This is a genomic window from Mesorhizobium sp. ORS 3428, from assembly GCF_001854785.1.
In the GTDB taxonomy this organism is placed as follows: domain Bacteria; phylum Pseudomonadota; class Alphaproteobacteria; order Rhizobiales; family Rhizobiaceae; genus Mesorhizobium.
In genome coordinates this window covers 1-13,027 of record NZ_MDFL01000104.1, presented here as the reverse complement: position 1 = coordinate 13,027, position 13,027 = coordinate 1, and the positions used below count along the sequence as shown (strand labels likewise).

Annotated in this window: 8 protein-coding genes, 2 tRNA genes and 2 pseudogenes; 3 read left to right on the top strand and 9 right to left on the bottom strand. The window is 62.2% G+C overall.

Annotation, left to right across the window (positions count from 1 at the left end; genetic code table 11):
* Window positions 1–7: 7 nt before the first annotated feature.
* From ORS3428_RS08995 to ORS3428_RS08955, 9 genes and pseudogenes are all read right to left on the bottom strand, one after another.
* Entirely contained in the window at window positions 8–835 is an 828-nt protein-coding gene (locus tag ORS3428_RS08995) for a tetratricopeptide repeat protein (RefSeq protein WP_071096590.1), read from the bottom strand.
* 31 nt (window positions 836–866) lie between these two features.
* Window positions 867–1,187: pseudogene (locus ORS3428_RS08990) on the bottom strand (dihydroxy-acid dehydratase); the annotation flags it as partial.
* 372 nt (window positions 1,188–1,559) lie between these two features.
* Window positions 1,560–2,798: an OmpP1/FadL family transporter gene (locus tag ORS3428_RS08985; RefSeq protein WP_071096586.1), complete on the bottom strand. Its 1,239-nt coding sequence runs from the start codon at window positions 2,796–2,798 to the stop codon at window positions 1,560–1,562.
* A 360-nt stretch (window positions 2,799–3,158) separates the two neighbouring features.
* Complete coding sequence (locus tag ORS3428_RS08980; protein WP_071096584.1) at window positions 3,159–5,942, bottom strand: valine--tRNA ligase; 2,784 nt, start codon at window positions 5,940–5,942, stop codon at window positions 3,159–3,161.
* Window positions 5,943–6,160: 218 nt separating this feature from the next.
* A complete protein-coding gene (locus ORS3428_RS08975; RefSeq protein ID WP_071096582.1) occupies window positions 6,161–6,967 on the bottom strand; it encodes a PopZ family protein in 807 nt (268 codons plus the stop codon).
* Window positions 6,968–7,204: 237 nt separating this feature from the next.
* A complete protein-coding gene (locus tag ORS3428_RS08970; protein WP_071096580.1) occupies window positions 7,205–8,599 on the bottom strand; it encodes a TolC family outer membrane protein in 1,395 nt (464 codons plus the stop codon).
* Between the two features lie 185 nt (window positions 8,600–8,784).
* Complete coding sequence (locus ORS3428_RS08965; protein WP_071096578.1) at window positions 8,785–9,459, bottom strand: protein-L-isoaspartate O-methyltransferase family protein; 675 nt, start codon at window positions 9,457–9,459, stop codon at window positions 8,785–8,787.
* Between the two features lie 89 nt (window positions 9,460–9,548).
* Window positions 9,549–9,622 (bottom strand) — tRNA-Cys (locus ORS3428_RS08960).
* 175 nt (window positions 9,623–9,797) lie between these two features.
* A complete protein-coding gene (locus ORS3428_RS08955; RefSeq protein WP_071096576.1) occupies window positions 9,798–10,058 on the bottom strand; it encodes a hypothetical protein in 261 nt (86 codons plus the stop codon).
* A gap of 215 nt (window positions 10,059–10,273) precedes the next feature.
* Between ORS3428_RS08955 and ORS3428_RS08950 the strand changes: the two genes are divergently transcribed.
* From ORS3428_RS08950 to ORS3428_RS08940, 3 genes and pseudogenes are all read left to right on the top strand, one after another.
* A tRNA-Asn gene (locus ORS3428_RS08950) sits at window positions 10,274–10,348 on the top strand.
* A gap of 415 nt (window positions 10,349–10,763) precedes the next feature.
* On the top strand, window positions 10,764–11,219 hold the full coding sequence (locus ORS3428_RS08945) for a class I SAM-dependent methyltransferase (RefSeq protein ID WP_131802869.1): 456 nt from the start codon (window positions 10,764–10,766) through the stop codon (window positions 11,217–11,219).
* A 510-nt stretch (window positions 11,220–11,729) separates the two neighbouring features.
* A pseudogene (locus ORS3428_RS08940) lies at window positions 11,730–13,027 on the top strand (hypothetical protein); the annotation flags it as partial.

Below are 13,027 nucleotides of genomic sequence, written 5' to 3'. Positions count from 1 at the left end.
CCGCCGCTTACTGGTCGCCGTTGTTGCCTTTGGTCAGGATGTCGTCGGCGAGCGAAATCGCCGTGCGGCGGTCGGCCTCGCCGGCGGCGGCGAAGGCTTCTTCCTGCATGCTGCGTATCCAGGGCTGGTCAGCCGGCGGAGCACGCTCAAGCGCGGCCGTCATCATCGCCAGGCCGCGCACGACCTTGCCGCTCTGGAACAGCAGATTGCCGAGCGTCGCCTGGGCCCCGGCATGGCCCTTCTCGGCCGCCAGTTGGAGCCAGCGCCCGGCCTGCTTGACGCTGGCCTTCACGCCGCCCTCGCCCTTCAGGAACATCTGGCCGATCTCGAACTGGGCGTTCGGATTGCGGTAGTTGGCGGCGGCGCGCATGTAATATTCCTGCGCGGCGACCTCGTTTTCCGTCACCGGGCTGCCCGGGATGCCCTTGCGCAGATAGTCGCCGAGCGCGACAAGCGCATCCGAGACATAGCTTTCCTCGGGCGAGCCGGGCTCGACATCCTGGTCGACGATCTCCGAGAAGAACTTGAAGGCCGCATAGTCGTCGCGCGCCACGCCGTCGCCTTCGGCATACATGCGCGCAAGCTTCCAGGTGGCGCCGATCTGGCCGTTCTCGGCGGCATATTTATAGGCCTCGACCGCCTGGTCCTTGTGGCCCTTCTTGTAAGCGGAAAAGCCGAACTGGAACACCGCCCAAGGGCTCGACTGCGGCTTCACCCCTGTCTTGTCGTCGAACACCTTGTCGTCGAAGGCCATGGCCTGCCCGACGGCACCCAAGGTCGCGACAGCGACCAGTGCCGGCAAGACAAATGACCTGAACACTTCAAATGCCCGCATAGCAGTGTGTTTCTTTGGBGCCGCCCGGCTGGGTCGATGGTATTTCCCGCAAGCCCGGAGCGCTGCGCGGCCCCTGGTAGCGGGTGACGAGGACCTCGCCTTCCCTTTGATTGCGCTGCGTGACCGCTTCGAAGCCTTCCAAATCGAAGCAGCGCGCCGGACTAATGAGTTTCAGTTCCGACATGCCCGCGACCTTCACGATCGCACCTTTGGGGGCAAGGTTTCCCTTGAAGCCCACAACGTTGCCTGTCCCGACGATTGGCTGGCTGACGGGTCGGACCTTGCTGTCATTCCAGGCAATATGCTCCGGATTTCCGGCCAAAGTGCGGCCGATCGCCGCCACTGAATCGCCATAAGGGGCGCGCGCCGGACCTTCGGTCACGTAGCGGCTGGGCAGCTTGGCCTTGGAGACAACCCTGGCGTCCATACTCGTCCTTGYCGCCCCTCAATGCGGCTCGCCCCATCGCCGGGCCAACCTGGCACGCATCCCGAGACCTATTCGGGGTGCGCCGGGTTTATGGCGGGAAATGGGCAATTTCCTCGGCCTGACTTCTAGCGCAGGGGTTGTTCATAAACTGTTGCCGAAACGTCACAATCGCGAAGGACGCCGGTTATGCGGCGAATCTGCAACATCGGGTGGACAAGCCGAGCCAGCCCATTGATTGCGCAACAAAAAAAGGCCGGGCAGTGCCCGGCCTTTTTGCCAATTCGCTATATTGGCAACTTAGAACTTGATCTTCACGCCGCCCGATATCGCGGTGACCAGATCATTGCCGAAGTCGTAGCTGGCGTCGGTGCCGGCCACATAGCCATTCTCTCCAGCCACTGTGCCTGAATGACCACTCGTTAACACACCGATCGCACCGGCCAAGCGAACCTCGATGTTTGGCCGCGGTGTGTAAGCGACGCCGCCGCCCAATGTCCAAGTGTCGGTCTGAGCACCATAACCGTGCGAGGTGCCGCGATCCCAGGAAAGCTGACCAGCGGCGCTCCACTGGTCGTTGAATTTGTGGCCGATACCTCCCGACACAGTCCAACCGTCGCGGTACATCAGGTCGAGCGAGGTTATCTGAGCTGAGTGAGCGTCGTCCCCCGTGATGCATAGCGCGGAAGGAGTACCCACGGCACAGATCGGCACACTCTGCAGAACGCTCCAATTGACCCACTTGATCGAACCGAAGGCGAGCCACCCGGGCGCGATGCCCGACTGCAGCTTCAATTCCACCACATCCGGCATGTGCTGCGTCGAGCCGTAGATCGGGATTACGACGCCACCGACATTTGTCAGATCCAGCGTGCCCGAGATGTTGTCGAGCTTGACTTTCGAATTGTAGACGAGGCTCGCGCGCAACGCGATGTCGGGGATCTCGTAGGCTACGCCGGCGCGCCAGCCCCAGCCATTGCTGGTCAGGTCAACACGACCGGTCCCTCCGAAATCGGGCACCAGCGGCGACACCAGGCTTTCCTTGAAGCCGTAAACCTTCTGATAGAAAACACCGCCGATGAAGCGGAGCTGACCCTTGCCGGCATCCATCTTATAGGAACAGGTTGCCGCGTAGTTGTCGCTCTTGATGTCGGTTTCCATGTTGGAAAACGCGCCATTCCAGATGCCCGGCGCAGTATGCGCGCCCCAAGGCTGCGAGTAGTCGACCATGCAGTCGACGCCTTGAACAACTTGAACCTTGGCGCCGATGCGCGGCACCCAATAATCCTCAGAGCCCTGGGCCGTGGTGCCAAAGCCGAGGTCGAACCCTCCCGGACCGCGGGCATTCTTGTACTTRCGATCCGGCATCACATAGGTGGCTTCCGCCTCCGTCGCGAACGGCGCCGGATCGAACAGAAGATCGATGTCGTAGCCGCCGCGCTCCAGGCCGCCTGCATGCGCCGGGTGCATCGCCGTCCCGACCAAGGCCAGCGAAAAGCACCCCGCCCCGAGCAGCGCCTTTAGACGCAGAATGTTCATGGAAATCCCTCCCCGAAATACGCGGGACGAAGCTAGAGCCAATTCGGGCTAACGGCGCAACCGCGAAATCAAGAGTTGTACGCGTACATCTTGACAGCACGCATTTTCGCCATGGTGCCCGGCCGCGAAATCGAGCCTGATCGCGGCTTAACAGGCATCGAATGACAGGAAAAAGCTGCAAAAACCTTACAATCAGGCCCAAAAACGGGTCATTTTGCAGGAAATCGCCCCATTGTTACATTATGGCAACAATGGGGCTCAAAGTTTCCGTTTACGTCAAAATTACGCAACGGCATGCATCTTCTCGTGGCGCTTGACGCACCCGGAAAGCAGCCCTCCTGCGAGGGCGAATCTTGGCGTTCAGCCGGCGTCGCGAACCCTGGTCAGAGCGACCGAAAGCTTTTCTTGTGCTTCGCGATATTCGGCAAGCTTTTCGCGCTCGGCCTCGACCACCTCTTCCGGGGCGTTGGCAACGAACTTCTCGTTCGAAAGCTTCTTGTGCAGGCGGGCGATCTCCTCGGTCACCTTGGCCAATTCCTTCTGCAGCCGCACGGCTTCGGCCTTAAGATCGATCAGGCTGCCGAGCGGCAGGCTGACGGTCGCCTCGTTGAGGACGATCTGGGCCGAGCCCTTGGGCGGCGAGTCGACCAGCGCGATGTCGCCGACACGCGCCAGCCGCTTGATGGCCTGGGCGTGGCGCTCCAGCCTTTCTTGCGTGAGGGTGTTGGCCCCGATCACCATCAGCGGCGCGATCGCCGCCGGCGGCACGTTCATCTCCGAGCGCACCGAACGAATGCCCGAGACAAGCTCGACCAGCCAGTTGATGTCGGCGGCGGCATCGTCATCCTCGAAATCCGGCGACGGCCAGGCAGCGTGGCAAAGCAGCGACTCGCGTTCCTTGCCCTCGCCCGCCGTCTGCGCCCAGAGCTCCTCGGTCATGAACGGCATCATCGGATGCAAGAGCTTGTAAATCTCGTCGAGCACGAATGCGACGCAGGCCCGGCTTTCCGCCTTGGYCGCCTCATCCGTGCCCATGAACACCGGCTTCAACAGCTCCAGATACCAGTCGCAGAACAGGTTCCACACGAAGCGGTAGGCGGCCCCCGCCGCCTCGTTGAAGCGATAAGTGGTGATGCCCTCGGTGATCGCGCGCGCCGCCCTTGTGAGTTCGGTCAGGATCCAACGGTTGACCGCAAGCTTGGCATCGTTCAGCCAGAAATCGTCGTTCCTGGCGACCTCGTTCATTTCGGCAAAGCGCGTCGCGTTCCAGAGCTTGGTGCCGAAATTGCGATAGCCGGCAATGCGCGCCGGATCGAGCTTCACGTCGCGTCCCTGCGCCGCCATGACGGCCAAGGTGAAACGCAGCGCGTCGGCGCCATACTCGTCGATCAGGTTGAGCGGGTCGATGACGTTGCCTTTCGACTTCGACATCTTCTGCCCGTTCTTGTCGCGCACCAGCGCATGGACATAGACCGTGTGGAACGGCTCCTCATCCATGAAATGCAGGCCCATCATCATCATGCGGGCCRCCCAGAAGAAGATGATGTCGAAGCCGGTCACCARCACGTCGGTCTGGTAATAGGTCTTGAGTTCCGGTGTCTGATCAGGCCAGCCAAGCGTCGAGAACGGCCACAGCGCCGAGGAGAACCAGGTGTCGAGGACGTCCTCGTCGCGGGTCAGGATCTCGCCCGRCTTGAAATTCTCCAGCTTGTCCTCGACCCAGGCCTTCCACGGCCCTTCCAGCGCCAGATAGTATTCGATCGCCGAGGCGAGCACCTCCTCCTCGGTCTTCTCGACGAAGACGCGGCCGTCCGGCCCGTACCAGGCCGGAATCTGGTGGCCCCACCACAGCTGGCGTGAGATGCACCAGGGCTGGATGTTTTCCATCCAGTCGAAATAGGTCTTTTCCCAGTTCTTCGGCACGAAGTTCGTGCGGCCCTCGCGCACCGAGGCGATGGCGGGCTTCGCGAGTTCGGCAGCGTTGACGTACCACTGGTCGGTCAGGAACGGCTCGATCGGCACGCCGCCGCGGTCGCCATGCGGCACGGTGTGGCGATGCGGCTCGACCTTTTCCAGGAAGCCGCCCGCTTCCATCAGTTCCACGACCTTCTTGCGCGCGGCGAAGCGGTCGAGCCCGTCGAGCTCGTCCCAGACGGCCTGACGCTCCGGCGTCACCTCAAGACCGGCGAGGAAGTCCTCATTGTCCTTGAGCTTTACCGCGGCTTCGACGGTCAGGATGTTGATCGCCGGCAGCTTGTGGCGCTTGCCGACCTCGAAGTCGTTGAAGTCATGCGCCGGCGTGATCTTGACCGCGCCGGAGCCCTTCTCCGGGTCCGAATACCCGTCCGCCACCACAGGTATCTTGCGGCCGACGATCGGCAGGATGACGTTCTTGCCGACCAGATCGCGGAACCGCTCATCGTCGGGATGCACCGCTACCGCCGTGTCGCCAAGCATCGTTTCGGGACGGGTCGTGGCGACGGTGACGAATGTCTTCGGATTCTCGGGGTCGAACACCTCGCCTTCGACCGGGTAGCGGAAGTGCCAGAGGTTGCCGTTGACCTCATGCTGCTCGACCTCAAGGTCGGAAATGGCCGTCAGCAGCTTCGGATCCCAATTCACAAGGCGCTTGTCCTTGTAGATCAGCCCTTGCTTGYAAAGGGTGACGAACACCTCCAGCACCGCCTTGGACAGGCCCTCGTCCATGGTGAAGCGCTCTCTGCTCCAGTCGGCCGAGGCGCCGAGCCGCTTCAGCTGGTTGAGGATTGCTCCGCCGGATTCGGCCTTCCACTCCCAGACCTTGTCGATGAACTCCTCGCGCGTCAGGTCGCGGCGATGGATCTGCCTCTCCATCAGCTGGCGTTCGACCACCATCTGCGTGGCGATGCCGGCATGGTCCATGCCGGGCTGCCAGAGCACGTTCTTGCCCCGCATGCGCTCAAACCGCACCAGGATGTCCTGCAGCGTGTTGTTGAGCGCATGGCCCATATGCAGCGAGCCGGTGACGTTCGGCGGCGGGATGACGATGGTGAAGGCCTCGGCCCCTTCCTCCGCGCCGGCGCCGGCGCGAAACGCGTCGGCCTCTTCCCAGATTTTGGCGATCTTCGGCTCGACGGTCTTTGCGTCGTAGGTTTTATCAAGCATGGAGGAAGTCCGAGCTGTCGGGATTTTGTGCGTCCGGTGTAAATCGGAAGCTGTAGGCCGAGTCAATCGCGAGAAGGATAGGCTCGCCTTCCCGCCAGATAGGCTTGCCAAAGGCTACGGCAATCCCATCCGTCGTCGCGGACCAGCCTTCGCTGCATTTCCCGAAACAGACGCGCCGCCCCGCTGGCGGCGCATTTACCTTGGACGGCCAGGCAAAATCACTGCGCGCCGCGCGCGACGCGCTCGATCTCCTCGCGCACCAGCCGCTCGACCAGCGTCGGCAGGTTGTTGTCGAGCCAGTCCTGCAGCATCGGGCGCAGCATCTCCTCGGCCATCTCGTCGAAGCTCTTCTTGCTGCGGCTGGCGAAGGCATCGGAGAGCTCGCCGAACGCCGCCGCGACCTGACGGCCCGCACGCTCGGACAGGATCGCCGGCCGGGCCGGCGGCAGGTCGGCCGAGGGCGTCCTCGAAACCTTACCGGGTGCCGCGGTTTCGACGGCCGGCGGGGCAAGGTCGTCCTCGTCGATCACGACTTCGGGCTCCGCCTCCGGCGGGCGCATTGCCGCCTTGGCCTTGACGGAGCTTCCGCCGGCTGCGGCGATCTCGCGCCGCCAATCGGCGACGATGGTATCGGCGGTTTGCGGCGCGCCTGCCACAGTCCCCGCAGCAGGCTCGGCGGCGACCCGGGCTCCGACCTCAGCCAAGGTGGTGGGCGAAGACGCCGTCTTCACCGGTTCGGGACGCGTCTCGGCGCGCGCGACCGCCGGATCGGACGCCGCAAGCTGGGCCTGTACCTCGGCCGGCGACACCGGCTTCCTCGGGGCGGATTCCTCATTCAGCTCGGAACGGAAGGCATCGACTTCGGCTGCCGGAGCCACAGGCTTCGGCTCCAGGTCCTGGCGCACGTCACCGGCATCGGCGGCCGGCTGCTTGCGGCCGGTGTCGCTGTCTTCGATGATCCTTCGGATGGAAGCCAGAATCTCTTCCATGGAAGGTTCGCGCTGCGCGCTGCTTGCCGTCGCCATCGTCACATCCGCCGCCCTTGTGACCCGTTGCAGATTCTGTTCCGGTCCGGCCGGAATTCGAATCAATGATGAGAGCGTAACCGACTGATCGTCATCCGAGAATCCCCATTCTGGGATGACGTTGGATTTCAACAGATTAGCTCGCCCCGAGACCAGCGGTCGATCGGCTGTTTTTCCGACGCAAAAGCGCCGCGCATCCATTGGACACGCGGCGCTCTCGGAACCTCATGAAAGGGATCAGCGGCCGTCCGGCGTGCGCAGCCCGATCCACTTGTCCTTGACGGCGTTGTAGTGCTCTTCCGGCCTGTATTTCGTGACCGCCAGGCCGAGCCGGTCGACCGACAGGCGGCCGATAGCCGACAGTATGGCGTAGCTCGCCACGACGACATCGCGCTCGGAGCTGGCCTGGTTGATCTTGGCGGTAATGACGGCGTTCTGCGCGTTGAGCACGTCGAGCGTGGTGCGCTGGCCGACGTTGCGCTCCTCGATGACGCCGTTGAGCGCCAGTTGCGCGGCGGCGATCACCTGCCTGTTGGCATCCACGTTTTCGCGGGCCGCGGTATATTGCGTCCACGCCGAGGCCACCGCCTGGCGCACCTGGTCGCGGCTGACATCGACCTCGATGCGGGCCTGGCTGAGCGATTCCTTCGATTGGCGAACCAGCGCCGAGGTGCGGCCGCCCGAATAGATCGGCACAGTAAGCGTTGCGCCGATATTGGCCGAATTGGTCGTCCCTTCGGACCCCGCCGACGCAAAACTGCCGGGCGAGGTGTTGCGGTACTGGCTCGAAATCCCAGCGCTTGCAGAAAGCTGAGGCAAAAGCGCCCCTTCGGCCGACTTCACCGAAAACGCCGCGGCGTCGACCAGATGCTCGGTGGCAAGGATGGCCGGATGCTCGGCGGCGGCAACGGTGAAGGCCGATTCCAGGCTTGACGGCAACAGCTTGCCAACCGGCGCGGCTGCCTTGAGCTTGCCCGGTTCGTCACCGATGATCTGGTGGTAGGTCGCAGCGCTCGCCAGCGCCGTCGCGCGGGCGGAGGCAAGTTGCGCCACCGCCGTGGCGCGCGAGGCGTCGGCCTGCGCGACGTCGGTGCGGGTGCCCTCGCCGACCTCGAAGCGCGACCGTGCAGCGCGCGCCTGCTCGGTCAGGAACTGCAGGTTCTGTTCGGTCAGCGCCGCGATCTGGCGATCGCGAATCACGTCCATATAGGCGCTTACCGCGTTGAACAGGATATTCTCTTCGGTGTTGCGCAGGCTCTCGACCGAAGCCTTCACCTTTGATTYGGCGGAGGCGACATTGTTCTTGGTCTGAAAGCCGTCGAACAGCGTCTGGTCGATCTCGACCCCAAAGTTGCCTGTCGTTATGTTGAGGGTTTTGCCCAGGTTGTTGTTATGGCTGCTCGTGTAATCGATGCTGGCCGATCCCTTGATCGTCGGGCGGTAGCCCGACTTGGCGATGGCCACTCCCTCGTCTGTGACACGGGTGCCGGCCCGGGCGGAGTTCAGCTGGGAATTGTATTGGTAGGCTTTGGCGAGTGCGCCGGTGATGGTTTCTGCCGATGCGGCCAGCGGCGAAAGCGCGGTCGCGGAAACAAGCATAGCTGCTAAAACAGTTTTGCGTACGGACGGCACGTTATTTCCCTCATTCGTTCTGCATGGGAACCACGCCGCGCCAGCCCACCCACTCGGATCTGCCAACGCCGCGCTTTTTATCGTTCCCCCGCTGACAGCCCCCGAAAATGCCCGGTCAGCAAATCAGCAACGATTGTTCAAGCGCAAGCGATCATGACAGCGCCTTCGCTGCAAGGTAAAAACGCTTAAAATTCGAAGGCGTGGATACGTTCGAAGCCCGGTAGTGGCTTAATTGCCGCATTAAACGCGCGTCTTCCGGTTACAACGCCCCCGGCTTTGAAGAACAATCTGGCAACGCCCGAATTCCCCTGCCCTTCGACGGCGACGAGGCGGCCTTCCTCCGCGAGCTGGTCGAGCAACGCCGCCGGCACCTCTTCGACGCTGCCGTCAATGAAGATGACGTCGTAGGGCGCCTTGGCTGCATGACCTTGCGGCAGCGGCCCGGTCACCACCGTGACGTTCTGGCAGCCCAGGGCCGAAAGCGTCGTATTCGCGGTCTCCGCCAGGGCCGGGTCGCTTTCCAATGCAACCACAGATTTAGCGATTCGGGACAGGAGGGCGGCCGAATAGCCGGTGCCGCAGCCGACATCGAGAACAGAATCGCTGTCGCCGATCTCGGCCAGCTGCAGCAGCTTGGCGAGCGGCGACGGCTCCATCAGGTAGCGGGCGCCGCCGCCATTGACGCCGCCGGAAATGCGGATGTCCTCGTCGATATAGGCCAGATCCCGCTGCCCAGTTCCGACAAAGGCTTCGCGCGGCACCGACAGCATGGCTTCGATGAGCGGCGCGCTGGTCACGTCGGTGGTGCGGATCTGGCCATCGACCATCTTCACGCGGCGTTCGGAGAAATCAGCGCTCATGTCCCAACCAATCCGCTGCCGCGCTGGATGCGCGGTCAAACTTCGACTGGAACGTTCGCTCCGGCGCGGTGGCGCTGGAGCCCGGGCGTTGGAGGCCTCGCCCGGAATCGAACCGGGGTGCAAGGATTTGCAGTCCTCTGCGTAACCACTCCGCCACGAGGCCTCGTAATGCTCCCGGCGTTCCAGRCGAACTCATTATGTTGGCGGTGAAAGGTCGTCAAGCGCCGGCAGATCATTCCTGGCGCTTTCCCATGCGTCATCAAAAACGGCTTGCCAACCGCCTGTGGCCCCTTCCTGGCAGCGCATTCAGGGCTTGCCCGACCTCTGGCGGCAAGCTCTCAGTCCGGTCGGCGCCGGCGCTCCCACCAGACGACGAAGCGTCGCCTATGGCGCCGGACCAGCGCGAATTCGTAAGACAGGACCAGCAAGCCCAGGGGAATCATCCAGAAGCCGAGAATCGGCAGGAAGCCCAGAATGCCGCCGATGGTGAGCAGCATGCCGATCGCGATCCGAGTTCCCCGCGAGCGCGGCATGGTAAACTCACGGCCGAAGACTGTGATCTTCCGCGCCGGGGCGTCATCCTCATTCGTTGCCGTCATTCAAAGATCTCATTTGCGCGGCCAAGCCATCAGGGTACCAAAATTCGATAGCAGCCGCTTGGTTCCGAACCAGGTGCGAAGCCGCTCATATGTGGGTACGGCGGAACGATGCCACAAATGGCCGCACAAAAAACTGGAGAAAAATTGCGAATTGCTTCTTTGCAAAGCCGAAACGGGTTTGCTATAGGCAGCGCCACTCACATCAGAGCAGCTGTTCCCCGGTAGCTCAGTGGTAGAGCAACCGGCTGTTAACCGGTTGGTCGCTGGTTCGAATCCGGCCCGGGGAGCCAAATTTTCCAAGGCTTTGAGAGTTTCCTCCACAGCAGCCAAGTTGCCCAAAACTCCTCCCGGGGGCAACATTGAATGCTTCCCCGCCAGATCGACGCGCACGAACGGTATGTCCGAATTGGCCACCATATCGAGGCGATGCCTGCCAGAATGGAGGTCCACCGCCACCGTGAGGCAGCGGGGCAAAGCTGTGAGCCTGGAGGACGGTCAATCTCAAAGCGGCCATGGACAGAGCTCTGGGCTGTGTAAGTCGTGGTACCCTGTGGATTCCGGATTGCCGTTGGTGCTGTTTTGTGTCTATGCCGACAGTCCAACAGCAATCATGAATTTTAGTTGCGACTAATGTTGCGGTTCTCGAGTAAGAAGAAATTCGCTGGAACCTGGGAAGACAGGCTGKACGGGCTGTTCGATTGCGGAGTGGATTACGCCGATAAACGCATCATAGACGTTGGGTGCAATATGGGCGTGATTGCATACGAAATTGCGAAACTGCGTCCAAAATCAATACACGGCCTGGACGTCTTGCATCCGCATATCACTGTTGCGCGCCGACTATTCCAAGGGTCAGCGGTCGAAAGCCGTTTCGATCGCATCAACCTTGGAAGCCGCAAGTTGCCTTCCTTGCTCGCCCCCGAATATGACATCGCGCTGCTACTCGCGGTGTATCATCATATGGTCAGGTCGCTTGGCGAAGAACGCGCGAAAGGAGCGCTCGCCCACATCGTCAGCCGTTGTTCTACCGTCGTGGCAAGGGTCCCGAATGTTGAGGACGGCAAGCTGCAGACCGAATTGGAGCGCGCCGGCTTCTGCCTTGGAGCGACCCACCACTCGCCGAGGGGCAGTACGCTGCTCGTGTACGAACGGCAGCACTGAAGCGCCGACGAATCCACGAAGAACTTGTCGATCTGCTCCGATGTGAGAGCGGGCACTGCAATGGCCGCTTTCCCACGGCCAAAGTGCTGCCGAAATGGTTGACCGCGGAGGTCCGTGACCTAGCTTACGCTCACAATGGACCGTCCAGACTCCGAAATGGCGGATTGGCACACACCGTGGGATGACTTTTGAGACGTTGAGGATGGAGAGGTGTGAGCCGGCTTTTCGGAGCCTGCGCGCTTTTGGCGGCCGACAACCGGCGGCCATGACATCTTCGAGTTTCGTTTCAAGCAAAAACCACCGGCGCCGGCTTGCCTGTCGGCGTACCGCAGGCGCTTCGCCATGCAACAACAAATTCACACACTGGAGGCCCCCGAAGCAGTGACGGCCTAGAGAGCAGTCTGTGCCATTAGCCGGCACTAAGGCGAAGGTCAGACACCGCTTCACAAGCTTAAAAAATACACCGAAGACCGCACAGGTACGGCGATGCCAAATCTTGCCGGAATTTACATGAACAACGCAGATCTCGCTATCCTGGGCGGGATGACGTTACTTGTATTGCTGGGCGTCTATCTTGTGCTCCGGCGTATTCTTATCGCAGTTCAACGGCGACGCCTGAAACCAAATCCCTACCTGAGCGAATACAGGCTTAAACCGCTCGATGAGGTTCCTTGGGTTTGGGAACGCCCGGTCGACCTTGCAACCGAGCCTGCTTCTTCCCAGACTGCCATGCCCTCTGACCCGGCAGACCCGAACGTCCGGCCTCAGGATGCCAACTATCGCCTGTTGGAAGAGCATTTCGACGCGATCTCCGAAACTTCCGAGAGCCCGCCGGGAGGCGGCTCGCCCGGTGCCCTTGCTTCCACAACTGCGGCCTCATCGCCTCGCGTTCGCAGGCCGATCGGCCTCGTGACACGCTTGGGTGTCACCATAATCTGCCTGGCTGTGCCGCTCGGTCTTGCGATGACGAAACAAAACTGGGTCGAAAACGCCCCCGCCGTTTCGCAGGTCCAGGGCGATCCCGATCTTTCGCGATCTTTCGAGGTTCGGGCGAGTGCTGCATTGGATATGCGTCCACCCGCCCAGGGAGACGCGCGCAACAGTGTCGAATTGCTTAGCCCGGCTCTCGCGGCTGCCAAGGCACAAATTGAGGCAGCTCGTGCTCAGGCATCCGATGCGCGGAAATTGGTCGGCCAGGAGCATCGAGCACTGGAAGGGGAGCGCGCCAGGAGCGCCTCTCTGCAGAGCGCGCTCTCAGAGTCGCGCAATCAGATCGACGCGCTGAGGACAAGCGTGGCAGCCGCTGACAAGGCACGCGAGGAGCGTTTTCGCAATGAACTCGCGGGCGCCCGCACGCGCGACGTATTGCGGCGCATTGCAGGAAACGCCCGCGCGCTGATGGGCGAAACCGTCAACTATGTCTTTACACAGATGCCCGCTGCTTATCAGGAGCGTCAGCGAACCGAACGGATGGCGCGCGACCTATCCCAGGCGCGGGCGCAGGTTGCACAGCTTGAGGCCGAGGCTGCCGAGGACCGCGCCAAGGCCAAGGCTTCGCTGGCGCAAGCGAGTGCGATGCTTGACGATGAGCGCCGGAAGTCGGAGGGCCTTCGTAGCGACCTCGCTGCAATGGAAATGTCCAAGACCGCGATCGCGGACACGGCTGACCGGGAGCGGACCGGTGCAGCCACAGCGAGAGAGCGAGTGGAACAGACCGCAGCCGAGACGGCGCGGGCACTGGAACAAGAACGCGCTTCTACAGCTTCGACCCGAGAGGACCTCGACAAAGCCCGGCTCGAACGCGACGC

Coding starts and splice junctions, on each gene's coding strand:
- ORS3428_RS08965 (WP_071096578.1), bottom strand. CDS start 9,459: ATGAGCGCTGATTTCTCCGAACGCCGCGTGAAGATGGTCGATGGCCAG.
- ORS3428_RS08975 (WP_071096582.1), bottom strand. CDS start 6,967: ATGGCGACGGCAAGCAGCGCGCAGCGCGAACCTTCCATGGAAGAGATT.
- ORS3428_RS08995 (WP_071096590.1), bottom strand. CDS start 835: ATGCGGGCATTTGAAGTGTTCAGGTCATTTGTCTTGCCGGCACTGGTC.
- ORS3428_RS08955 (WP_071096576.1), bottom strand. CDS start 10,058: ATGACGGCAACGAATGAGGATGACGCCCCGGCGCGGAAGATCACAGTC.